The 24772-nt window shown below is 28.4% G+C and carries 23 protein-coding genes and 2 tRNA genes; 13 read left to right on the top strand and 12 right to left on the bottom strand.

The genetic code is table 11. From position 1 onward, the window contains the following. Positions 1-126: 126 nt before the first annotated feature. On the bottom strand, positions 127-1314 hold the full coding sequence (locus AC5SLT_RS00125) for an acetyl-CoA C-acetyltransferase (RefSeq protein WP_494591914.1): 1188 nt from the start codon (positions 1312-1314) through the stop codon (positions 127-129). A gap of 75 nt (positions 1315-1389) precedes the next feature. On the opposite strand from AC5SLT_RS00125, the gene AC5SLT_RS00120 reads away from it, so the two are divergent. Both AC5SLT_RS00120 and AC5SLT_RS00115 read left to right on the top strand, forming a co-directional pair. Further along, a tRNA-Arg gene (locus AC5SLT_RS00120) sits at positions 1390-1466 on the top strand. 121 nt (positions 1467-1587) lie between these two features. Beyond that, positions 1588-2013 carry a PaaI family thioesterase gene (locus AC5SLT_RS00115; protein WP_494591912.1) on the top strand — a complete coding sequence of 142 codons (426 nt, stop codon included), beginning with the start codon at positions 1588-1590 and terminating at the stop codon, positions 2011-2013. On the opposite strand, the gene AC5SLT_RS00110 is transcribed toward AC5SLT_RS00115, so the two are convergent. The 4 genes from AC5SLT_RS00110 to AC5SLT_RS00095 form a co-directional block, all read right to left on the bottom strand. Next, a complete protein-coding gene (locus AC5SLT_RS00110) occupies positions 2014-4335 on the bottom strand; it encodes a TRAP transporter permease (RefSeq protein WP_494591911.1) in 2322 nt (773 codons plus the stop codon). A 76-nt stretch (positions 4336-4411) separates the two neighbouring features. Beyond that, positions 4412-5416: a TAXI family TRAP transporter solute-binding subunit gene (locus tag AC5SLT_RS00105; RefSeq protein WP_494591909.1), complete on the bottom strand. Its 1005-nt coding sequence runs from the start codon at positions 5414-5416 to the stop codon at positions 4412-4414. A gap of 73 nt (positions 5417-5489) precedes the next feature. Further along, the gene (locus AC5SLT_RS00100; RefSeq protein ID WP_494591907.1) at positions 5490-6716 is read right to left on the bottom strand and encodes a pyridoxal phosphate-dependent aminotransferase; all 1227 of its coding nucleotides are present in this window, start codon (positions 6714-6716) and stop codon (positions 5490-5492) included. Further along, positions 6717-8678: an acetoacetate--CoA ligase gene (locus AC5SLT_RS00095; protein WP_494591905.1), complete on the bottom strand. Its 1962-nt coding sequence runs from the start codon at positions 8676-8678 to the stop codon at positions 6717-6719. Positions 8679-8852: 174 nt separating this feature from the next. Here AC5SLT_RS00095 and AC5SLT_RS00090 point away from each other — a divergent pair, with 174 nt between their 5' ends. From AC5SLT_RS00090 to AC5SLT_RS00075, 4 genes are read left to right on the top strand one after another with little or no spacing between them, the layout of a single operon-like run. Then, positions 8853-11333 carry a helicase-related protein gene (locus AC5SLT_RS00090; RefSeq protein WP_494591903.1) on the top strand — a complete coding sequence of 827 codons (2481 nt, stop codon included), beginning with the start codon at positions 8853-8855 and terminating at the stop codon, positions 11331-11333. Then, positions 11333-11758, top strand: coding sequence for a tellurite resistance TerB family protein (locus AC5SLT_RS00085; protein WP_494591901.1), 426 nt, complete (start codon positions 11333-11335; stop codon positions 11756-11758). Before AC5SLT_RS00090 ends, AC5SLT_RS00085 begins: the two co-directional genes overlap by 1 nt. Next, positions 11755-12081, top strand: a complete 327-nt coding sequence (gene fdxA / locus AC5SLT_RS00080) for a ferredoxin FdxA (RefSeq protein ID WP_006997482.1) — start codon at positions 11755-11757, stop codon at positions 12079-12081. The genes AC5SLT_RS00085 and fdxA overlap by 4 nt, the downstream gene beginning before the upstream one ends. After that, complete coding sequence (locus AC5SLT_RS00075) at positions 12023-12937, top strand: CarD family transcriptional regulator (RefSeq protein ID WP_494591898.1); 915 nt, start codon at positions 12023-12025, stop codon at positions 12935-12937. The genes fdxA and AC5SLT_RS00075 overlap by 59 nt, the downstream gene beginning before the upstream one ends. Before the next feature lie 356 nt (positions 12938-13293). Here the strand turns inward: AC5SLT_RS00075 and AC5SLT_RS00070 are convergent, their stop codons facing one another. Both AC5SLT_RS00070 and AC5SLT_RS00065 read right to left on the bottom strand, forming a co-directional pair. Beyond that, the gene (locus AC5SLT_RS00070; protein WP_494591896.1) at positions 13294-15000 is read right to left on the bottom strand and encodes an AMP-dependent synthetase/ligase; all 1707 of its coding nucleotides are present in this window, start codon (positions 14998-15000) and stop codon (positions 13294-13296) included. A gap of 7 nt (positions 15001-15007) precedes the next feature. Further along, positions 15008-15092: transfer RNA gene (locus AC5SLT_RS00065), tRNA-Leu, on the bottom strand. 68 nt (positions 15093-15160) lie between these two features. Here AC5SLT_RS00065 and AC5SLT_RS00060 point away from each other — a divergent pair. From AC5SLT_RS00060 to AC5SLT_RS00050, 3 genes are read left to right on the top strand one after another with little or no spacing between them, the layout of a single operon-like run. Continuing rightward, positions 15161-15757, top strand: a complete 597-nt coding sequence (locus AC5SLT_RS00060) for a YqaA family protein (protein WP_494576921.1) — start codon at positions 15161-15163, stop codon at positions 15755-15757. A 7-nt stretch (positions 15758-15764) separates the two neighbouring features. Then, on the top strand, positions 15765-16244 hold the full coding sequence (locus AC5SLT_RS00055) for a disulfide bond formation protein B (RefSeq protein ID WP_494576920.1): 480 nt from the start codon (positions 15765-15767) through the stop codon (positions 16242-16244). Continuing rightward, on the top strand, positions 16228-16761 hold the full coding sequence (locus tag AC5SLT_RS00050; protein ID WP_006997488.1) for a demethoxyubiquinone hydroxylase family protein: 534 nt from the start codon (positions 16228-16230) through the stop codon (positions 16759-16761). Before AC5SLT_RS00055 ends, AC5SLT_RS00050 begins: the two co-directional genes overlap by 17 nt. Here AC5SLT_RS00050 and AC5SLT_RS00045 read toward each other — a convergent pair whose 3' ends face one another. Beyond that, entirely contained in the window at positions 16762-17328 is a 567-nt protein-coding gene (locus AC5SLT_RS00045; RefSeq protein WP_006997489.1) for an HNH endonuclease, read from the bottom strand. 51 nt (positions 17329-17379) lie between these two features. Then, complete coding sequence (locus tag AC5SLT_RS00040; protein ID WP_494591894.1) at positions 17380-18036, bottom strand: alpha/beta hydrolase; 657 nt, start codon at positions 18034-18036, stop codon at positions 17380-17382. A 50-nt stretch (positions 18037-18086) separates the two neighbouring features. On the opposite strand from AC5SLT_RS00040, the gene AC5SLT_RS00035 reads away from it, so the two are divergent. Beyond that, on the top strand, positions 18087-18290 hold the full coding sequence (locus AC5SLT_RS00035; protein ID WP_018413748.1) for a twin transmembrane helix small protein: 204 nt from the start codon (positions 18087-18089) through the stop codon (positions 18288-18290). Here the strand turns inward: AC5SLT_RS00035 and AC5SLT_RS00030 are convergent. Next, positions 18287-18802 carry a TlpA family protein disulfide reductase gene (locus AC5SLT_RS00030; RefSeq protein ID WP_006997492.1) on the bottom strand — a complete coding sequence of 172 codons (516 nt, stop codon included), beginning with the start codon at positions 18800-18802 and terminating at the stop codon, positions 18287-18289. The two genes, AC5SLT_RS00035 and AC5SLT_RS00030, sit on opposite strands and share 4 nt — an antisense overlap. Positions 18803-18826: 24 nt before the next feature. On the opposite strand from AC5SLT_RS00030, the gene argH reads away from it, so the two are divergent. The 3 genes from argH (at position 18827) to AC5SLT_RS00015 (ending at position 22261) form a co-directional block, all read left to right on the top strand. Continuing rightward, positions 18827-20215: an argininosuccinate lyase gene (gene argH / locus AC5SLT_RS00025; protein WP_020169007.1), complete on the top strand. Its 1389-nt coding sequence runs from the start codon at positions 18827-18829 to the stop codon at positions 20213-20215. A gap of 117 nt (positions 20216-20332) precedes the next feature. Further along, on the top strand, positions 20333-21547 hold the full coding sequence (lysA, locus tag AC5SLT_RS00020; protein WP_494591892.1) for a diaminopimelate decarboxylase: 1215 nt from the start codon (positions 20333-20335) through the stop codon (positions 21545-21547). A 12-nt stretch (positions 21548-21559) separates the two neighbouring features. Next, positions 21560-22261: a lysophospholipid acyltransferase family protein gene (locus AC5SLT_RS00015; protein WP_011281690.1), complete on the top strand. Its 702-nt coding sequence runs from the start codon at positions 21560-21562 to the stop codon at positions 22259-22261. Here AC5SLT_RS00015 and dnaN read toward each other — a convergent pair. Both dnaN and dnaA read right to left on the bottom strand, forming a co-directional pair. Next, positions 22258-23370 carry a DNA polymerase III subunit beta gene (gene dnaN / locus AC5SLT_RS00010; protein ID WP_271480398.1) on the bottom strand — a complete coding sequence of 371 codons (1113 nt, stop codon included), beginning with the start codon at positions 23368-23370 and terminating at the stop codon, positions 22258-22260. The two genes, AC5SLT_RS00015 and dnaN, sit on opposite strands and share 4 nt — an antisense overlap. Next, complete coding sequence (dnaA, locus tag AC5SLT_RS00005; protein WP_494591890.1) at positions 23360-24772, bottom strand: chromosomal replication initiator protein DnaA; 1413 nt, start codon at positions 24770-24772, stop codon at positions 23360-23362. The genes dnaN and dnaA overlap by 11 nt, the downstream gene beginning before the upstream one ends.

Below are 24772 nucleotides of genomic sequence, written 5' to 3'. Positions count from 1 at the left end.
TTAAATCGATTTATACACTTAAAAAAAACTATATCTCATGTTATTTTAGCACAATAATAAGCCTTTTTGTGCAAACCTGTATTTTTATTGAACAAAAAACTTTAAAATTAACAAATAAATAAGAAGTTAATTTCTCTCAATGCACATGGCTATTCCCATTCCACCACCAATACAGAGGGTGGCACAACCTTTGCTTTTATTTCGTCTAATCATCTCATGAATAAGGGTTACTAAAATTCTGGTTCCTGAGGCTCCAATTGGATGTCCTAATGCAATTGCCCCACCATTAACATTTACAATCTCTTTAGGAATTTTAAGATCTCTAATTACAGCAATGCTTTGAGCTGCAAATGCTTCATTTATTTCAAATAAATCAACATTCTCTATCTTCCATTCAGCTTTTTCTAAAGCTATATTGACAGCCTGAATTGGACCTAGTCCCATCAATGAAGGCTCAACACCACAAGTTGCCCAAGAGACTACTTTGGCTAACGGCTCTATAGTTCTAAGTTCTGACTCTTCTCTAGACATTAATATAGTTGCTGCAGCACCATCATTTATTCCCGATGAATTGCCTGCAGTGACTGTTCCATTTTCTTTGAAAACAGTTTTTAATTTTTTTAGATCTTCTAAATTTAAATTGTTTCTTGGATGTTCATCTTTTTCAAAAAGAAAATTTTTATTATCTTTATCAATCTTTAATTTGATCAGCTCATTTTTGAATTTATTTTCATTTATAGCTTTTTGAGTTTTTTCTTGAGAATTCAATGCAAATAAATCTTGCTCGTCTCTAGAAATTTTATATTTTTCTGCAATATTTTCGGCTGTAATTCCCATGTGATAATTGTTAAATGAGTCTATTAGCCCATCATTGATCATCGTATCTACTAGTTTATTTTGATCTAGTTTTTTATCTTCTCGAAAAAATATAGCATGTGGTGCTCTAGACATATTTTCTTGTCCTCCAGCAACTATAATTTTATTTTCACCTAGTTTAATAGACTGATATCCTGAAATTACAGATCTTAATCCAGATCCACACACTTGATTGATTATATGTGCAGGTTTTGAAACTGGAATTCCAGCATGAATAGAAGCTTGTCTTGCTGGGTTTTGTCCTAATCCAGAAGTTAGAACATGTCCCATAATCACCTCATCAATATCGTCTGATTTTAATTTTGATTTATAGACAGCTTCTTTAATAGCTAGTGCACCTAGTTTATCAGCGCTCAAACCTTTTAAAGATCCTTTATATGTGCCTATTGGTGTTCTTAATGCAGCTGTAATAACTACATCATTTGATTTTTTGCTCATTGATAGTACAGCATAATATTTTATAACTTAAATTACATCAAAAACTTTGATATGTTGGGCAAATTATTTAATTAAGGACCGCTGGCCAAATTGGATAAGGCGCTCGGCTACGAACCGGGAGATTCCAGATTCGAGTTCTGGGCGGTCCACCAAAAAGGATAAATAACAATGTTAGATTGGCTACTAAAATCATCACTACAAAAATCAGTTATATATTTTTTTATAATTGTTTTAATAATTTTATTAATTTTAACTTTCGTATTATAAAGAGCTATGAGTAATGAATTTGAGCAAATAAGTATTAAGCCTGGTTTTATGAAACACAATGGTGGTATTTTATTTAGAACTATTTCTGAAACAGAATATGAATTCAAAACTACAGTTAATGAAAATCATTTAAATGCTGCTGGGATAACTCATGGAGGTTATTTGTCAGCCTTAATAGATGCAGGAGCGGGGACTGCTGCACATAGAGCATCTGGAAATGCACCTTGTGTAACTATTTCATTGGATCTAAAATTTATTGGTGCATCTAAAGTTGGTGATGAAGTTACTGGTTTTACAAGAATTCTTAAAAAAACAAACACACTGGTATTTTTGTTTTGTGAACTAAAATGTAATGATAAAATTATAACTTCAGCATCGGGAATATGGAAAATTTTAAAAATTAAACCATCTGATCTTGGTCCTGGCGGATAATTATTCTTTTCTTCTAGCGTTAAAATAACCAAATATAATTAAAAATAAAATTGCTATCGGATAAATGATCCCTTTATTTGGTCTATCTACGTTTTCTATTTTAAATTCGCTTATATAATCTCCAGTTTCAAAACCATCTTTCTTAGCTTTCCCATTCCACTTTAATGTATCAACAATAACTCTATTTTTGTCTCTAATTAAACTAATTCCATATTGCTCTAAACTATAATCTGTTTCAAAAGTATTCTTTTTGATTACAAATAATTTGTATCTTTCGCCATAATTACTTGGACGTGTTACTTTAAATCTGGCTTCCTTATTGGAATCCAATTTTATTGAGTGAATTTGATTTATATCTCTATAATTATATTTTGGATAAAATTTATTTAAAACAAACTCTGGTGCTAATAAAGAAATAGAAATTAATAAAAAAATTATTATTTCATACCATCTTAATCTATTAATAAACCAACCTTGTGTTGCTGAAGTAAAAACAAGTATTCCAATTAATGAAGTTACAATTACTAGTAATCCATGCCAAATATTTTCAATACCAATTAATAATAATTCATGGTTGAACAAAAATACTATAGGTAAAATTCCTGTTCTTAAACTATACCAAAAAGCCTGCAAACCAGTTTTAAGTGGATCTCCTCCTGAAATAGCTGCTGCTGCATATGATGCTAGACCAACAGGTGGAGTAACATCTGCCATTAAACCAAAATAAAATACAAACAAATGAACTGCTATGAGAGGAAAAATGAAGCCAGATGCGTTTCCAACATCAACCAATACTGTTGCCATTAATGAAGCCACCACAACATAGTTTGCTGTTGTAGGAAGGCCCATGCCAAGCAACAAACATAAAATTATTGTTAAAAATAATAAAATAATAACGTTATCTTTTGCAATAGATTCTATAACTATAATTAAATTAGTACTTAAACCTGTAGAACCAACTGCTCCCACAATAATACCTGCTGTTGCTATTGCAATACCAACACCAACCATATTTAAGGCTCCTTTTTCAAAACCAATTATAGTTTGGTTAAACCAATTTTTTAGAGCTACTTTAAAGTTTTGATTTTTAATTAATATGTAAAATAGGTTTACGACAATTAATGCAATCGTTGCGTAAAATATTGAGTAAGAAGCGGTAAACCTTAGATAAACAAGCATGTATATCAAAACAAAGATAGGAATTAAAAAATGTATTCCTGAAAAAAATGTTTTTTTCAAATTTGGGACATCTGCATTGGCCATACCTTTTAAATTTAATTTTAGTGCTTCAAGGTGAGAAATATAAAATAATGCAACGTACGAAATAATTGCTGGTAAAAATGCATGTTTAACAATTTCAAAATAAGTAACTCCGATAAAGCTTGCCATTACAAAAGCTGCTGCTCCCATAACTGGTGGCATTAACTGACCATTTACTGAAGATGACACCTCTATTGCACCTGCTTTTTCTTTTGAAAAACCTGTTTTTTTCATTATTGGAATTGTAAAAGTTCCGGTTGTTACAGTATTTGCAATTGAAGACCCTGAAATTAAACCAGTCATTCCAGATCCTAAAATCGCTGCTTTAGCTGGTCCTCCTCTCATTTTTCCAACCATGGCAAACGCCAAATCTAAAAAATATTTACCTCCACCAGCAGTTTCTAATAATGCACCAAATAAAACAAATAAAAAAATAAAATCTACTGAAACGCCAATTGGAATTCCAAATATAGCTTCTTGATCAAGCCACTGAAACCCTACTAATCTATTTAATGAAAGCCCACCATGAGAAATTATTTCTGGTGCATACCTTCCAAAATATGAAAAAAGTAAAAAACAAACTGCAATAATAACCAGTGGTAAACCAATTGCTCTTCTAGTTGCTTCAAGTAATATTAAGATACCTAAACTTCCAAGAATTAATTCAACTGGCAAATTAAAATTTTTACCAAATGGAATACTTAAAAGAACTCCACCTCTATCAACTAACTGATCATAAAAAAAATAAATATATAGACAGCAGAAAGCTCCAACAAAACTAATTATAATATCGAATATAGATATTTTTTTTCCTTTAAAAGTTGGGTAAATTAAAAAAGCTAAAGTTAATGCAAACCCTAAATGAATAGCTCTAGCTGGAAGTCCTTTAAACATTCCTATGTTAAACCAAAAAGGAAAGGGTGAAGCATACCAAAGCTGAAATAATGACCAAATGATTGCAATGCTTGCAACTATCTTTAAATGAAGACCAGTTAAATTTCTCGTTGGTGATAAGTCTTCTTTAATTTTACTGTCTACTTTATCACTGATGCTTTGATTCATGATTTAAAAGATACCTTATTACAAAAAAAAGGCCCAATAAATATATCAGGCCTTTTAATTTAATTATGAATTTGGATTACATTAATCCAGCTTCTTTATAGTATCTTTTAGCACCTTCATGTAATGGAGCTGATAAACCATCAGCAATCATATCTTCTTTTTTAAGTGAAGAGAAAGCAGGATGTTGTTTTTTGAAATCATCAAAATTTTCAAATACTGCTTTTACTACTAGATAAACAAGGTCTGCTTCAACCATATTACTAGTTACAACAGTAGCTTTAACACCAAAAGTGGTCGCATCCTTTTTTTGTCCTGTGTAAGTTCCTTTTGGAATTACAGCTTGCGCATAGTAATCAGCACCACTAATTAATGCTTTAACTTCAGGACCTGTTAAGTTGATAGGTGAAGCTTTAGCTGCACAAGTTGCTGCTTGCTCCATAGCTCCATTTGGAAATCCTACAGAATAACCAAAAGCATCAATTTTACCGTCACACAAAGCTTTTACTTGCTCAGATGAAGTTAATTCAGTAATTGATTTAAAGAAACTATTATCAACACCTTTTGCTTTCATAAGTTCTTCCATAGTTCCTCTTTGACCAGAACCTGGGTTACCAATATTTACAACTTTTCCTTTAAGACCAGCAAAATCTTTGATTTTTGCTTTTTTTCTAGCCCAAATTTGAAAAGGTTCGTTGTGAACTGAAAAAACAGCTCTTAATCCTTTGTACTGTTTTCCTTCCCATTTGCTAGATCCATTAACAGCGTGATATTGCCAGTCAGACTGAGCTACACCAAATTGAAATTCACCTGCTGCGATTTGACCAATATTATAATTTGATCCACCAGTTGAAGGCGCAGTACATCTGTAAGCTTTATCTATACCTTTTTTTCTTCCATGTTCTTTTGCTATTGCTGATTTATGAAGCATTTTGCAAATTGCGTTACCAGTTTGGAAATATACTCCAGTTGGTCCGCCTGTTCCTATCGTGAAGAACTCTGCAGATTTTGCAACACCAGTAAAAGATAAAGATGCAACAAAGATTAGTAGAGCACTTGATAGAGATGTTATTATTTTTTTCATATTCTCTCCTCTAAGTCGTTATTTTTATTAATTAAATTAAACAATAATTAAGTAGTTATGTATAGCCTAGTATTTATGTTGATGTTGACCATTTTTTTAACTTATCAACACCCTCTACTATTTTGGGAGCAAGTTTTAAAATTAAATTATCATCAATTTTTTTTTCATTTTGAGAATGATTCATAAAATTTTGACCATCAAAATCAGTAAAGCTTAATCTTGCTAACATCTTATTTTTCTCAAAACCAAAATCTGATCCTGGTAATAATGCTACACCTGTTTCCTTTAAGATATTGTCACACATTTCTGAGGATGAATTAAATTTTTTATTCAAAAATTCTGGCATAAGATAAAATCCACCTTGAGGTTTATTAATTAAAACTTTATTTGACTTCAAATTCTCATAAACATAGTTACCAACTGCTTTAAGAATATTTTTAGAACTATCAATATATTTGCTATGATCACTTGTATAAGCAGTAATTGCAGCATATTGAATTGGTGCACTGACAGCAGAAAAAGTTTCACTAGCCAAAACATTAATTGAATTTTTTAAAATATTTAAAGAATCTGGAACTATAAAATAACCTAATCTCCACCCACCTGCACCACACCATTTACTTAAACCTGTGCTGATAATAGTTTTTTCAGGACAAAAACTTGAAATAGATTTGAACCCTTCATCAAAACTCAACTCAGAATAAATTTCATCTGATAAAATAATAAGATTATATTTTTTGGCAATCTCACTAATTTCTTCTAGATTTTTACAAATCTGTCCTGATGGATTATTTGGTGAATTCAAAAATAATAAATAGTTTTTATTTTTATCCTTTAAAATAACCTCTTCAATTTCAGATCCAGTAGGAAACCAATTATTTTCTCTTTTTGTTTGAATTGATTGAATTTTATTTCTTCCAAGAATTGCTTGGGGGGCATAAGAAACCCAACTTGGTGCTGGCAATATTATTTCTCCATCAAATAAAATATGAAGTAAAAACATCAGTTCTTTTGAGCCAGGGCCTATAATTACATTTTCAGGTTTGTAATTATAATCTTTTTTAACTGATGTATATTTTGCAACAGCGTCTCTAAGCTCATTAAGACCTTGCATTGGTAAATATTTATTTTGATAGGCGTTATCTTTTAACGCATTAACAATATCAGTTGGTATTTGGAATGGAGATTGGCCAAATCCAAATTTAAATATTTTTTCACCTTTATCTTCTAGTTTTCTAGAGATTTCATTAATTTTTAAAGTAGAGGATGGTTCTAAACCTTTAACTATATTTTTTAACATTTAATAATTTAATTCCTTTAAATTTCTATATTCTTCTAAAACTGTTGGGTTTGCTAGAGCTTCTTTATTTTTAATTTCATTTCCTTCTATTGTATTTTTTACAGCTAGTTCAACTATTTTTCCATTTTTAGTTCTTGGAATATCATCAACTACTATAATTTTAGATGGTACATGTCTTGGGGATGCATTTTTTCTAATTTGTGTTCTAATTTTTTTCAATAAATCTTCGTTCACCACGTGTTTAGGGTTTAAAACTATAAACAAAATTATTCTGACGTCATTATCCCATGCTTGACCAACAACAATGGACTCTTTGATTTCTACAAACTTTTCTACTTCAGAATATATTTCAGCAGTTCCGAGTCTTACTCCTCCAGGGTTTAGTGTCGTATCTGATCTTCCATGAATAATAAAGCCACCTCCTTTTTTTATCTCTGCGTAGTCACCGTGGTACCATGTGTTCAAAAAATTATTAAAATATGCTTTTTTAAATTTAATATCATTTTTATCATTCCAAAATTTTAAAGGCATTGATGGGAAGGGATTTTTGCAAACCAACTCTCCTTTTTTATTTTTTAAAGACTCGCCCTTTTCATTAAAAACATCAACATTCATACCCAAACCTTTATTTTGTATTTCACCCAAAATTACAGGCTGGTATAAGTTTCCCAAAACAAAACAAGAAACAATATCTGTACCCCCAGAGATAGAAGATAAATGAACATTTTTTTTTATATTCTCGTATACATATTTAAATCCATCATTTGATAATGGAGATCCAGTAGAGCAAATTGTTCTTAATTTTGATAATTTATAGTTATATTTTAAAGTAGGCTTAGATTTACGAAGAGCATCAACATATTTTGCACTAATGCCAAATAAAGTAATTTTTTCTTTTTCAGCTATTTTTAATAGTAAATCATCTTTTTTATACATTGGCGATCCGTCAAATAAAACGATAGATGCTTTTGAAGCTAAGACACTAACTAGCCAGTTCCACATCATCCATCCACAAGTAGTAAAATAAAAAACATTATCACCTTCTCTGATATCACAATGAAGCTGATGCTCTTTTTTATGCTGAAGCAAAACTCCTCCACTCCTATGACATATGCACTTTGGCTTTCCTGTGGTTCCACTTGAATATAAGATTGCAAGATCTTGTTCAAAATTAAATTTAGAAAATTGAAACTCTTCAGATTCTTGTTTCATTAACTCACTCCATTTAAGTACTTTTGCTTTTTTATATGAGTATTTATTTTCTAAGTATTTTTCTCCTGGATAATTAGCAATGACGACATATTTAATAGAAGGTATCTCTTTTAAAATTAGAGGAACTCTTTCTAAAGTATTTATTATTTTTCCGTTATAAAAATACTTATCTACTACAAATAGAACTTTAGGGTTAATTTGTGAAAAACGTTCTACTACCCCTTTAACCCCAAAATCTGGTGAGCATGAAGACCATATTGCTCCTAAAGAGGAAGAGGCTATAAATGCCTCAACTGTCTCAATAGTATTAGGCATATATGCTGCAACCCTGTCTTTTTTTTTAATATTAATACCTTTTAAAAATTTAGATATTTTACTTACATTAAGGTTTAGTTCGTGCCAGCTTCTTTCTTCTCGAAAACCATTCTCACTAACAAATGTTATTGCTTTATCCTTATTATTTTTTGATAGTATATTTTCAGCAAAGTTTAGCTTTGAATTTGGTAAAAATTTATTTTTATAAAATATTTTTGATTTTTTAATCTTAATTTTGCTCTTAAGTCCCTTAACTTCAGAAAAATCCCAAATAGAACTCCAGAAATCACCCGGATTTTTAATACTCCATTTTAGAATGCTTTCATATTTTTGATTAAAATTTTTTTTGTATCTTTTTGAAATGAACTGCTCATAACTCGATAAAAGAGATTTTTTTTTCTGCCCATTTGATGCTTCCCACAATTTTTTATTCATAACTTTGTTACAAAATACTAATACAGAATTGTTTTTTAATATGTTAAATTAATTGGTGTATAATGAGTAAATGAGAACTTTAGCCCCTACGATTCGGTCATGTTTTAACCTATTTTTGTTCTTTATGGACAACAATATGTGGTGGAGTAAAAATTTAAGGTACCATCAATAGAAATGTCTAAAAATAAAATTACAGCTGTTCTTGGTCCAACAAATACCGGCAAAACGTATCTTGCAATAGAAACAATGCTTTCTTTTGACTCGGGAATGATTGGATTTCCATTACGTTTACTTGCACGAGAGGTATATGACAAAATTATAAAAAAAATAAGCTCTGATAAAGTTGCATTAATCACGGGTGAAGAGAAAATAATTCCTCCTAATGCAAAATATTTTCTTTGCACAGTAGAATCGATGCCAATCAATAAGCATTTAGATTTTGTGGGTATTGATGAAATACAAATGTGTGCAGATCATGAGAGAGGTCATATTTTTACTGATAGATTGTTAAATCTTCGTGGCGAAAAACTAACGATGTTTATGGGCTCTAGTACTATAAAAAATATAGTCAATAAATTGAATGAAGACACTGAATTTATAAATAGAGAAAGACTTTCTAAACTTACCTACGTAGGACATAAAAAAATATCAAGAATAAATAGAAAAACTGCAATAATAGCTTTTTCAACTGAAGAGGTTTATGCAATTGCAGAACTTGTACGTAGGCAAAAAGGTGGAGCAGCTATTGTTATGGGTTCTCTAAGTCCAAAAACAAGAAATGCACAGGTTGAATTATATCAATCAGGAGATGTTGATTTCCTAGTTGCAACAGATGCAATTGGTATGGGAATTAATATGGATTTAGAAAATGTATATTTTTCAAACCTTAAAAAATTTGATGGTAAAAAATTAAGACGTCTTAATATGTCTGAGATTGGGCAAATTGCTGGAAGAGCAGGTAGATATTTAAATGATGGTAGTTTTGGAGTAACTGGAGACTGCAAAGATATTTCAGCTGAGGAAGTAGAATTACTTGAAAATCATAAATTTGAAGAAATTAGAATGTTATTTTGGAGAAATTCTAATTTAAATTTTAATAACGCTTTAAGTTTAATTAGATCACTTGAAGAAAAACCCAATAAAGATTGGTTAAGGAAAATACACGAGTGTGGAGATGAAAAAGTATTAAAATATTTTTTAAAAGATATGGAAGGTAACAAAATTGAAAACAATAGAGAAACACTTGAATTACTTTGGGAGTGTTGTCAAATTCCAGACTTTGTGAAAAAAACATATGGAAATCATATTGAAGTTGTTGGCAAGGTATTCAATTTTTTAAATAGCAATGATGGCAAAATTACCAATGATTATATGAGATTACAGTTGATGAAATTAGATAAATTAGAAGGAAATGTAGATTCTTTGTCAAATAGAATTGCAAATGTTAGAACTTGGTCATATGTTTCTAATAAAATTAATTGGGTTGAAAACCAAGATTATTGGATAGAAAAAACAAAACTATTAGAAGATAGATTATCAGATAGACTACATGAAGAGCTTACAAAAACATTTATTGATAAACGAGCCAGTGTACTCGCACGAGGCTTAAACCAAGATATGGATTTTAAAACTGAAATAATGGAAAACGATAAAGTAATAATTGATGAGCAGTTTATTGGTGATTTAAAAGGTCTAAAATTTGAAATGGACTTAAAGGTTGGGGCTTTAGAAACTGACATTAAATCATTGAAAAAGGCAGCAAGACAGACTGTGGGGCCCGAGCTTCAAAAAAGAGTTCAGATAATCATAGAAACAGGTCTAATTGAATTAAAAGATGATTTTAAAATCTATTGGAAAAATTTTCCTATTGCAAAATTAGTAGCTGGAAAAGATTATTTAAATCCAGATATACTTTTAATAGTAGATGATCTTTTAGATAATAATGACAAACAAAAATTATCAGAATTTATTGAAAAATGGGTTAATGAAAAAATTAATTTAGTACTAAAAAGTTTAATTGATCTAAGAAATTTAAAAGAAAGTAACTCATCCATTAAAGCTTTAGCTTATCAATTGTATGAAAACAATGGTGTAGTTAAAAGAGAAATGGTTACCGAATACTTAAAAAAACTTGGGCAAGATGAAAGAAAAATTTTAAGAGACTTGGGGGTAAAGTTTGGGCGTTATCATGTTTTTTTATTCAAACTATTAAAACCTGAAGCAGTTTCTTTAAGAACTTTATTATGGAAAAATTTTAACCAAAAATATTTTGAGTTAACACCACCTACGTTTGGTCTAAATTTTTTAGATGACAAAAATAGAAGAAATAAAAAATTTATGCTTTTATGTGGATTTGAAAATTTTGATAATTATTTTGTTAGGATTGACATTCTAGAAAGATTGTTTGTGCTAATTATTAATGCTAGCCCTGAAAAGGATAAAGAAATTAAACTAGTACCAGAGATGCTTAATTTATTAGGATGTAGTAAAGATAACTTTAAGAAATTGATTGAAAAAATGAATTATAAAACTTTAGAAAAAGACAATGATATGTATTTTAGATATAATCCAAAAAAACAAATTAAAAAAACTTTTAAAAAAATAGATACTTCAAACAGCCCATTTAAAGTATTGAAAAACTTAAATTTGAATTAATGATTAGCTTCTTTAAAAATAAAGGAAAAAATGAACCTCAGGATAACTCTTATTCTAAAATTGCTGCCTTGCTAATTCATGCAGCAAAAATAGATGAGGCCTATGAAAAAAAAGAAGAAGATATTATTAAAGAAACGCTTATTGATTTAGGCGCGCCGATCTCTGAGATTGATAAAATTATGTCTGAAGCAATAATTGTTGAAGATAGCTCAAATCAAATATTAGATTTTACGAGAGAAGTAAAAAATGTTCCAGATTCTGATAAAATTAAAATAATTGAGTCATTATGGAAAATCATCTATTCAAACGATAGTGCTGACATTTATGAAACAAACTTAATGAGAAGACTCTCGGGTTTACTATATGTGGATGCTAAGACAATGGGAGAATTAAAGTTAAAAGTAAAAAGTGAATTGGGAAAATGACATACGTTGTAAATGATAAATGTATTAAGTGTAAACTAATGGACTGCGTTGAAGTCTGTCCTGTTGATTGCTTTTATGAAGGCAAAAATATGCTTGTAATTAAACCGGAGGAGTGTATAGATTGTGGCGTTTGCGAGCCAGAATGTCCAGTAGATGCGATAGTAGCAGATACTGAGTCTGGGAGCGAAAAATGGCTTGAACTAAATACAAAGTATTCTGAAATTTGGCCAAATATAACTATTAAAAAAGATCCTCCAGAGGATAATGAAAAATATAAAAATGAAGAAAACAAGTACGACAAATATTTTAGCGAAAATCTTTAAAAAAACTCCTGCGAAAAAAGTAAAAAAAAAAACTAAAACAAAGGTAGCAAAAAAGCCTACGCTTCCTAAAGCTAAAGTTGTAAAAAAAAAAATTCCAGTAAAAAAAACTAAAACAATAAAAGCAACTCCAACTAAAATTAAAAAAAATTTAAAAACAGTCTCTAAAAAAGTTGTTCCAGAAAAAGTAGAAATAAAAACTGATAATTTAAGAATTTCAAAAAGTAATGAAGTTAAACCTGAAATTAAAAAGGTAAAAAAACAAGAAACAGAAAAAAGAGAATATAAGGTTAAAGATTATGTTGTTTATCCAAAACATGGTGTTGGCCAAATTACAGAGTTTAAAAAAATTAACATTGGTGGAATTGATGTTGAAACTTATGTTCTTAAATTTGAAAAAGACAAAGCCAATGGCATGGTTCCTGTAAATAAGCAATCTCATCTTAGACCTCTTGCAACAATAAATCAGGTCAATAAATGTATATCTATTTTAAAAAGCAAGCCAAAAATTAAAAGATCTATGTGGAGTAGAAGAGCACAGGAATATGAAGCAAAGATTTCTTCAGGCAAAATCTATGAGCTTGCAGAAGTTGTTAGAGATTTAAATAAAGGTGACGACTTAATGGTTGATCAATCATACAGTGAAAGACAGTTGTTTGAAAAAGCTTATGAAAGAATTTTATCTGAATTTCAAATAGTGATGGGTGTATCATTAGAAGATACCCAGAAAAAATTAGATAAAGCTTTAAAGAGAAATTTGGAGGGCCAAGCAAAAGCTATGGCTGCACCAACTAAGATTAAAGAACCTATCACAGAATCTGACACAGACTCAGAGCCAATTACCGATACTGAGGATTAAAAATTAGGGCAAAAAAAAACGCCTCTCACACATAACGTTATGAGAAGCGTTTTTTGAAAAGTCTAAGATACTATCTTTTTCTTTTCTTCGCTTTTTTAGCTTTTTTAGCTTTTTTCTTAGTTTTCTTTTTAGCTTTTTTAGCTTTTTTTCTTGTAGCCATCTTTAGCTCCCTGTTTAAGTTAAACGAATCAAAGTGATTCGCTGTTAACTTATTTTTATTTTTTTATGCAAGTGATGTCAATTCATTAATTAATTGGCAAATTACTAATTTATTTTTTAAAAAAAATTTTTATTTAAAATTTTTGTTAAGTAAAAAACATTAACATTTATGCGACTTATAATGTCTTTTATAAAAATTAATTAAAAAGTTTTTCTAACTCATTTTGATAAGTTTTTATAATTTTATATCTTTTTAATTTTAAAGTAGGGGTCATCATATTGTTTTCAATTGTAAATTGATTTTTAATTACAAAAAACTTTTTTATTTTTTCTATTTTACTTAAATTTTTATTTAGTTTTTCTATTTCTATTTTAATTTCTTCATTCTTTATATTTTTATATTCTGAGCTTAAAACAATTAAACAAACTAGATAAGGTTTGTTGTCACCATAAACTAAACTTTGCTCTATGTAATTAGATTTATTTAAATCGCTCTCTATTTTGATTGGAGAAATATTATCTCCACCTGGAGTTATAATTATATCTTTTTTTCTATCTGTTATTTTTAAAAACTCGCCATCAAACTCTCCAATGTCACCTGTAGATAACCATCCATTCTTTAAAACTTTATTTGTTTCTTCTTCATTATTCCAGTAACCCAACATCACATTTTCTCCTTTAACCAGAATCTCACCATCATTTGCAATTTTAACTAAATTTCCCCTAAATGGTTTGCCCACAGTTTCTACCCTGATTTCATTAATAGAATTACAGCTTACTACTGGAGATGTTTCGGTTAATCCGTACCCTTGTAACGTTGGGAGACCAATTGCATTTAAAAAGCAACCCACTTCTTTGTCTAGCGCTCCTCCTCCTGAAATAAATGCCTTTAAATTTCCACCAAATTGTTCTTTGATTTTCTTTCGTACTAAAAGATCACAAACAAAATTTATTAAACTTTCTATTAATGAAAATTGCACTCTATTTAATTTCTTATTTCCAAGTTTGATGGTTTGATTGATTAAGAATTTTTTTATTCCTGTAGCTTTACTAAAATTAGTATTTATTTTTTGATGTAAATTTTGATAAAATCTAGGAACTGCCGTCATTATCTCAGGTGAACAATTTTCCATATTTTTTATAAGTTTTTCTATACTCTCAGCATAGAATACCTGTGCTCCCACGACTATTTGAACAAATTGAACTGTATGTTCATATGAATGAGAAAGGGGTAACCATGTCAAAAATTTAGGTTTTTTTGAGACAAACTCTTTTAATAAACCAAGGGCTCCCTCACAATTATTTAAAATTCCACCATGGCTTAATACAACTCCTTTTGGATTTCCCTGGGTACCAGATGTATAAATTATACAAGCAACATCTTTTCTTTGAATTTTTAATTCAGAAAAATTTAAGGAATTAAAGTTTTTATTTGCAAAAATTTGATTAATACTTACATGAAGTTCTTGGTCAAATTCTTCAATTGCATCAAAAAAAATTATTTTTTTTATAAATTTTTTTTTAGGTATAATATTTTTTACTTTTAAATACTGTGTCTTATCAGAAATGATTAAAACAGTCGGAGTGCAGTCATCAATTATATACTCATAGTCTCTTTCTACATAAGTTGTATAAGCCGGAACTGTTATGCCCTCTGAAAGCATAATAGATAAATCTGATATCATCCACTCTGGTCTATTTTCTGATATTAACAAGCATCTATCACCTTTTTTTATATATCTTGATATTTCTTCAGAAAGTTTAATGACATTTGAATACACATCCTCCCAAGAATATTTTTTTTCAACTTCTTTTAAGGACTGTAAAAACACACTTGTTTTATCTTGTGTAAGATACTGTTTATAAAATAGTTCTAATAAATTATTAATTTTGTTTATTTTCATAAAATATTGGTGGGCGAAGAGAGAATCGAACTCTCACTTCTTGCGAAACACGATTTTGAGTCGTGCGCGTCTACCAGTTCCGCCACTCGCCCTTTGTTTTTCTTATTATAACTATAAAATTAAATAGTATAAGAGCATAATTTATATTAAAAACAAAAAAATGCTTAATGAATTATATCAAAAAACTTTAAAACTTGCTGCTCACAAGAAGTCAAATACTTATCTTGCAATTTTATCTTTTACTGAAAGTTCTTTTTTTCCAATCCCACCTGACGTTATGATTGCTCCAATGGTTATTGCAAAAAAAAATGATTACTTAAAAATTTTTTTAATAGCTACTTTATTTTCTTCACTTGGAGGTATCCTTGGATATTTCATTGGATCTTATTTTTTTGATCTTGGAATGATTGTGGTAGAATTTTATAATTATGAAGAAAAGGTAATTAATCTTAAAAATAGCTTATCTGAGGGAAGTGGTCTTTATGTGTGGCTTGTTACATTATTTCTTGCTGGGTTTACGCCTTTGCCCTTTAAAGTATTCACAATAACAAGTGGTATGATTGGTTTTAATTTGCCTATATTTTTCATTATTTGTCTATTTTCTAGAGGGTTAAGATTTTTTATCGTCTCATACCTATCATATAAATTTGGTGATATTTTTAGCAAGTTTATGAAAACTGATGCTGCAAAATGGTTTACAATTTTAGGTATTATAATTGTATTAATTTTTACCCTAATATATTTTGCAATTAAATAACACAAACATGATTAACCGAAAAACTACACTTCATCTTATATTGTTATTCAGTATTTTTGCTCTTTTAACAGCCTATTTTATTGAACATATTTTGGGTCATCAACCGTGCAATCTTTGTTTAATTGAAAGAATACCTTACGTTGTTTCAATAGTTATAATTTTACTTTTTATTTTTATTCAAAAGTTTGAAAGATTTTTTTTAATAATTTTAAGTATTACATTTATTATAGCATTCACTATTTCGTTCTATCATTTTGGAATAGAGCAAGGCTTTATAAAAGAGTCTTTAGTTTGTGACCTAAATTCTAATAACGCAGATTTGACTAAAGAAGCTCTTCTAAATCAGCTAAAAGAGGTTACAGTTAGCTGTAAAGATGCAACGTTTAAAATTTTAGGATTATCTCTTGCTACAATAAATATTTTTATCTCTTTAATAATCACAACTATAACTATAAAACTTTTCTTAACTTATGAAAAAAACAAATAAAGAAAAAGTAAAAGAATTTATTCGAGTTGATCACGCAGGTGAACGAGGTGCAATAAAGATTTATGAAGGCCAATTACTAGCTCTAAATACGTTTGTTAAAGATGAAAACCTTAAAAAGAAAATTGAAGAAATGAAAATTCACGAAAAAGAACACTGTGAATATTTTGAAAATGAAATTAAAAAAAGAAATATAAAACCTACAAAGTTTTTACCTTTATGGGATTTGCTTGGTGTAGGACTTGGTTTTGGCTCAACAATGCTGGGGAAAAAAGCTGCTATGCTATGCACTGCCTCAGTGGAAGAAGTAATTGACGAACATTATCTAAATCAAATTAATGAATTAGAAAATGATGAGAAAAAATTAAAAGAAAAAATAATTAAATTTAGAGAAGATGAGCTGCACCATAAAGATATAGCCTATAAAGAAGGTGCAACTAAAAAAGGAATGTATTCTATTCTGGATAAATTAATTAAAACTGGATCAAAAATTGCTATTAATATTTCTGAGAAAATTTAATTAAGCTTCTAACTCAACATCCCAATACAAATAATCCATCCAGCTCTTGTGTAGGAAATTTGGTGGGAAATTTTTACCATTTTTATGTAGGTCTTCTGTAGATGGCTGATATGGCTTTTGATTTAAGCTCATATCCAAATTTTTTAATAACCTTCCACCTTTTTTTACATTGCATGAAGAACAAGCAGTTACAACATTATCCCAGTTGGTTTGTCCACCTTTGGATCTTGGAAGTAAATGATCAAAAGTAAGATCTTCACCACTTCCACAGTATTGACATGAAAATTTATCTCTTAAAAAAACATTAAATCTTGTGAAGCTAGGATTAGACTGTGGTTTTATAAAACTTTTTAATGCAATAACACTTGGTAATCTCATATTAAACGATGGGCTCCTAATAACTCTGTCATAATTACTAACTATAACAACTCTATCCAAAAAAACAGATTTTATAGAATCTTGCCAGCTCCATAAAGACAATGGATAATAACTTAAAGGTCTATAATCTGCATTTAACACTAGCGCAGGACATTTTTCTAAAGACAAATTCTGATCGTTAAAAATCATTATAAAAAACTCTAACTGAAAAAAAATAATTTATCAATAAATAGAATTTAATTATATTTGAAAGTTATTTTTAATATAATTTAAAGCCGCGCTTGATGCCTCTATAGGAATATGATGTTCACAATTCTTTATCATTTTGGTTTCAATTTCAATATTATTTCTAATTAGGAAATCTTTTGCCTCTAATAAAAATGTTGGTGACACAACTGCGTCTTGATCACCATGTATCAATAGCATTTTAGTAGAAGAAGATTTTCTCATACTAAGATCATCTTGATTAATTATCTTACCAGAAAAACCAACAATACAATTATAATTTTGATTGCTAGTTAAACCTAAATTAATAGACATCATGCATCCTTGACTAAATCCTGATAAGCAAATTTGAGAATTATTAAGATTATATTCACTTTTAACTTCTTCAATATATTTTCGGAGTTTATTTTCTGCTTTTTTAGATTCTTCTAGAATATAACTTGGATCATCTTTAGTTAAATCAAACCATTGAAAACCTGCTGGGTTAATTTTACATTCTTCATGACCATCTGGACATAAAAAAATAGTATTAGGCAAAAATCTTTTCCAATTTAAGGTCAACATACTTATGTCTTTCCCATCACCCCCATAACCGTGCAGTAAAATAATAGCATTTTTAATTGGTATATCTTTTCCTGGCTTAATAATTGTAGTTGATAGACAAAGTGTCATAGATGTTTTTATTATGTTTTTTTTATCAAAAATTATTCTACAATAGTTTCATGATAACAGGAACATTAGTTAAAATTTTAGGTATTGTGCTTTTAATAGTTGTAGCAGTCGTCTTGATCTTAGGAATTGGAACTTTGTTCAAAGGTGGCGAAACTAGCAAAAAATATTCGAATAAACTGATGCAGCTAAGAGTGTTGCTGCAATTCATTGCTATAGTAGCATTGGTTAGTTTTGCTTATTTCTTTAAAGATTAATCGTATTGTTTTAGCCAATTAATAAAATCCAAATTATTAAAATCAATAGATCCCATAATACGCCCAAACTCTTCACCTTTTTTATTAAATAAAATAGTTGTAGGAACTCCCCTTAAAGAAAATTTTTTAGCCAAAGTAATTGGTGCATCAAAATATATCTCTAGATTTTGAATATTTAGTTCTCTAAAAAAAGAATCTGATTTAGAGAAATTTTCCTGACCAATATTAATAGGAAAAATTTTTAAGTTATCAAAATTACTATTTGACTGTAAGTCATCTAGAGATGGCATCTCCTCTCTGCAAGGAGCACACCAAGTAGCCCAAAAATTCAATATTAACAATTTTCCTTTAAAATCATCTAAATTTACATCATAATTATTTGAGTCTTTAAAAACTACTCCCTCATATATTTTTGTATTTTTTGATAAAACTAAATTTTTTATATTAGGTTTTTCTAGTGCATAACTAATGTTGCTAGTTATTAGGTAGATAAATATTAATAATAATTTCATGCTAAATATGTATAATTAATTATCATGGTAAAAAATAAAAACAATATGGCAATATGGGGATCAAGAATAAAGAAAGATGCCTCAACTTTGTTTCAAAAAGTTGGTAATTCAATAGATATTGATAAAAAGCTTTTTCAAGAAGATATTTTAGGATCAATCGCACATGTTGAGATGTTATTTAGACAAAAAATTATTTCTTTTAAAATTAAGAATAAGATAATTTTTGGACTTAATAAAATTGAGAAAGAAATTTTAAAAAATAAATTTGAATATAATAAAAAATATGAAGATATTCATATGAATATTGAAAAAAGATTATTTCAAATTATAGGAGAAGAGGCTGGATATGTTCACACGGCTAGATCTAGAAATGATCAGGTAATTACTGATTTTAAAATGTGGACGACTTCAGCAACTAAAGAAATTAATAAGAATTTAGACAATATTATTAAAACCATTCTCAAAATTTCAGAAAAAAATATTGAAACCATAATGCCTGGGTTTACTCATTTAAAAAATGCACAAGCTGTATCTTTTGCGCATTATTTAATGTCTTATGTAGAAATGTTTAATAGGGACAAAAAAAGATTTACCTATAATTTAGAAAGTTTATCAGAAAATCCTTTGGGTGTTGCCGCTTTAACAGGTACTTCTTTTAATATTGACAGAAATTTTACTTCAAAAAAACTAGGCTTTAAAAGACCAACAAATAATTCAATCGATACTGTTGCAGATAGAGATTTTGTTCTAGATTTTTTATATAGCGCTTCTGTTTGTTCAATGCATATTTCAAGAATTGCTGAAGAGCTTATTATTTGGAACTCTGATGGATTCAACTTAATTGCACTTTCAGATAAAGTGGTAACTGGTTCTTCGATAATGCCTCAAAAGAAGAATCCCGATTTGTTAGAATACTTAAGAGGTAAAACTGGAATGGTTTATGGAAATTTATTTTCAATGCTGACAATTCTTAAAGGACTTCCCATATCTTATTTTAAAGATCTTCAAGATGACAAAGAAATACTCTTCAAATCTAATGAAATCCTTAATAATAGTATTGCTATTCTTAATGAGGTTTTAAAAAATCTAAAGCCTAATAAACAACAAATGTTAGACCTTGCTAACTCAGGCTATATTACAGCTACTGACTTAGCTGACTATCTTGTTAAAAATCATTCAATGCCATTTAGAAAAGCGTATCAAACTACAGCTTCTATTGTGAATTATGCAGAGAAAAAAAAGAAAAAATTGAATGAATTAAATATTGACGAACTAAAGAAAATTGAACCAAGGCTCACAATTGAAGTTTTAAAGATATTTAATGTGAAAAACTCTGTTAACTCTAAAAAATCTTATGGTGGAACATCTTTTGATAATATCAAAAAAATGATAATGAAATATAAAAAGATGTAAAATGATAAAAAAACTAATTTTAATTTTTATAATTTGTTCTTTCTTGTTTTCATGTGGAAAAAAAGGAGATCCTCAATATGAGGGGAATGAAATGGTTTTTCCAAAGTCAGTAGATTGATGAAATATATAAATAAAAACTTAACAATTGAAAAAGTTAATGTTCAAAAAATAGCAAAAAAGTTTGGTACACCAACTTATTGTTATTCACACAAACGGCTAACAGAAAATATAAAAAATTTTAAAAAAAATTTTAGCTCTTTTTCTCCATTGATTTGTTTTGCTGTCAAATCCAATACTAATGTAAATCTGATAAGAGAAATTAGAAAATTAGGGCTAGGTGCTGATGTTGTTTCAATGGGTGAGTTAATGATGGCTCTAAAAGCAGGTATAGACCCAAAAAAAATTGTTTTTTCGGGCGTGGGTAAAACTTCAAAAGAAATAAGTTATGCAATTGATAAAAAAATTTTATTAATAAATGCTGAGTCTAAAAGTGAAATTATTGAAATTGAAAAAATTGCAAAATCAAAAAAAAAAATAGTTAATATAGGTATTAGACTTAATCCCAATACAGATGCTAAGACATTAAAACAAATTTCAACTGGAAAAAAAGAAAATAAATTTGGTGTAGATGAAAAAACTTTTTTTGAATTAGTAAATTTTACAAATCATTCTAAAAATATTAACCTTAAATGCTTAAGTGTTCATATTGGTAGTCAAATTTTAGATCACAAACCATATGAAAAAATGCTCAATGTAGTGAATAAAATAATAAAAAAAAGTGGTCATATCTTTGAATTTATTGATCTAGGTGGGGGCATGGGTATTTCTTATGAAAAAAATAGTAAAAAACTTAACTATCAAAAATATAACATTGCTATACAAAAATTTTTAAAGGACCAAAAAACAAAAATAATATTTGAACCTGGTCGATCTATAGTCGGTAATATTGGATTTTTAATTTCTCAAGTTATTTATATAAAAGAAAATACTAAAAAAGATTTCATCATATTAGATGTTGCAATGAATGATCTTATGAGACCTGCATTATATGGTGCAAATCACCAAACTATACCTGTAGTAAAAAATAATAGAATTTCAAACAAAACTTATGAATTTGTAGGACCAATTTGTGAAAGTACAGACAAATTTACAACTATAAAAGGTTTTCAGAAATTAAAAGAAAAAGATCTTGTGATAATGTGTGATGTTGGAGCTTATGGAATGTCACTAAGCTCAAATTACAATGTAAGACCAAAACCAGCAGAATTAATAATTAAAGGATCAAAGATTAATATTATTAAAAAAAGACAAAAACTAAAAGATTTGATTTAGTTTTTGATTAATATGATAAGAAATTTTTTATTTTCATTATTTTTTTTCTTAGGAATAGTTTTAATTTCCATAATTTTCTTGCCAGCAATTTTACTACCAAAAAAAATAGTTTTATTTGGTGGAAAAATTATGGGCTTTTGGACTTCTTTATGTTTAAAAATATTTTTATCAACAAAGATAATCATTAAAGGTAGAGAAAACATAATTAGAGGAAAAAAATTTTTTATAGCTGCTTCACACCAGTCAATGTTTGAAACTTTTTTTTTACAAACTATTTTTAATTCTCCTGTTTTTATTTTAAAAAAAGAATTGCTAATGATTCCTATATTTGGCTGGTATTTAAAAAAAATAGGGTCAATTTCAATTAAAAGAAATAAAATTTCTAAAGAAAACTTAGGTTTTTTCGATGATATTTCTAAACAAGTGAAATTATCTGAAAGACCTTTAATAATTTTTCCACAAGGAACAAGACTTTCTGCAGAAGATAGAACTCCTTTTAAAAAAGGATCTGGTAGAATTTATGAAGAATTAAATATTCCATGCCAACCAATCGCAATCAATTCTGGTAATACCTGGCCAAAACATGGTTGGAAAAAAATTAATACCACTCTAACTGTTTCAATTTTAAAACCTATTGAACCTGGACTAAGCAAGGAAATTTTTACAAAAGAATTGGAAAAAACTATTTATACTGAACTTGATACTTTAAGCTAGCCTTTCATAGGCATTACAACAAATATACTGTCAAAATCGCCTGGATCTTTAATTAATGCCGGAGACCCAGTATCATTGAAAAAAATTTCAATCTTATCTCCATCAAGTTGTGCTGCTACATCAATTAAATATCTAGAATTAAAACTTATTTCTAGATCATGATCAAACTTTACAGTTAAACTTTCTTTTCCATCACCACTATTTGTGTTGTTAACTGATAAGTTTAAAACGTCTTTTGACAAATTAAATTTAACTCCATCTTTTTTATCTAATGAAACTGAAGCAACTCGATCAACAGAGTCTAAAAATAATTTTAAATCTATTTCTAACTTCTTTTGATTATTCTTAGGTATTACCTGAATATAATTTGGAAATTTTCCATCAATTAACTTAGATATTAATATACTATTATTTAATTCAAATTTTATTTTAGATTTAATATTTGAAATTTTAACATCACCATCATAACTTTCTAACAATGAGCATAGTTGAAAAATTGTTTTTTTAGGAAGTATTATTGGTTCAAAATCTACTTGCTGGTCTAATCTTATTTTTGAAATAGACATTCTATGACTGTCTGTAGCTGCTGCTGTTAAAAAATTTTTATCTTCAGTTTGTGTTTGATGAAAAAAAATTCCACTTAAATAGTGTCTTGTTTCATCATTTGAAACTGAAAATTTACATTTATTCAATAATTTCAATAATTGTTTTGATTTTATAGAAAATTCATTTTGATTAAAGTTTTCATCTGTTAGTGGAAACTCAGATGCACTAATACAATTTAAATTAAAAACAGACTTTTCAGACTCAACTTGAAGTTTGCTAACGTCTGTTAAAGATAAATTAATTTTTTTTCCTGACGAAAATTTTCTTATGATGTCATACATAATAGATGACGTGGTAGTTGTGTTTCCTTCTTCTATAACTTCTACATTGTTAATTTGATGAATAAATATTAAATCTAAATCGGTTGCTGTAATTGTTAGGTTAGAATTACTCGCATTTAATAAAACATTTGACAAAATAGGGAGTGTGCTTCTTTTTTCAATTACGCCTTGGCAATAATTAAGTGCTTGTTGCAGATCTTGTTGATTAACGTTAAATTTCATTTTCTTTATTATACAATATCTGATTTTTTAGATTATTAATATTGTTTGTCATTTCTGGATCTTTTTCCTTCAATTTTTCAATGGTTTTAACTGAATGAATGATTGTTGTATGATCTCTATTAGAAAATTCTCTTCCAATTTCAGGTAATGACTTAGATGTCAAAATTTTTGTTAAATATATTGCTGTTTGTCTTGGTCTTACAAGATATCTAGATCTTCTTGAAGAAAGCATCTCACTTTTACTAATTTTGAAGAACTTACATACGGTTGATTGTATTAAATCTATTGTTACTTTGTTTTCTCCAATATTTAATAGATCTTTTAAAACTACTTTAACCTCTGATAAATTTGGAACTTTGTTGTAAATTCTTGAAAAAGAAACAACTCTATTAATTGCTCCTACTAACTCTCTAATACTTGTGGTTATTTCTGTGCTTATAAATTTTTGTATTTCTTCTGAAATATTTACTTGATTTGAGTAAAAAATGCTTAGTTCCTCTGTTTTTTGTTTAACAATTTTACTTCTAAGTTCATAGTCAGGTTTTTGTATATCTACAACAAGACCTCCAGCAAATCTTGATTTAATTCTATCTTGGATTCTTGATAATTTGTTCGGAGCTCTATCGGCAGAGATTATAACTTGTGAGCCTTTATCTAATAGTGCATTAAACGTATGAAAAAACTCTTCTTGCATTGCTTCTTTACCATTCATGAATTGAATATCGTCTATCAATAATATGTCAGTATTTCTAAAATACTCTTTAAACTTCACCATATCATTAGATTTGATTGATTTTACAAACTGATACATAAATCTCTCAGCAGAAATAAACATAACTTTGTTTTTTTCTTTTAATGAAAGACCAATTGAATTTAATAAATGTGTTTTTCCCATTCCAACTCCTCCATAAATATAAAGTGGATTATAATGAGAAATATTTTCTGAAACTTTCATGGATGCTTCATAGGCAAGTTTATTACTTGTTCCTGTTATAAAATTATCAAATCTTTTATTTGGGTCTATTCTGTTATATTGCAAGTATGTATCTTTAATGAATGATACGTTTTCATTATTTTCATTTTTAGTAAAATTATTTTCTATCTCATTTTCAGAATTTTTTTCAATAATCTTAAACTCTATTCTTGTTAAATCTTTCTTATACATTTTTACTATTTGTAAAATTTGGTCTAAATATCTTGAAGTAATCCAGTCTCGAATAAATCTAGTAGAAACCGAAAGTAAGACATAGCTATTCATCTCTTCAACAAAGTCTATCTTTCTAAGCCAGCTTTCATATATATCGCTACCTAGCTTATTTTTCATATCCTTTTGAATTACAGCCCAATCTAAAGCTTCAGATGAAACATCTTTTGTACTTTGTGTTGTGTTGTTGCTTGTCAT

The organism is Candidatus Pelagibacter sp. PS_11 (assembly GCF_059417975.1).
The sequence above is the reverse complement of the archived record's forward strand: the minus strand, read 5'-3'. Positions and strand labels throughout refer to the sequence as shown.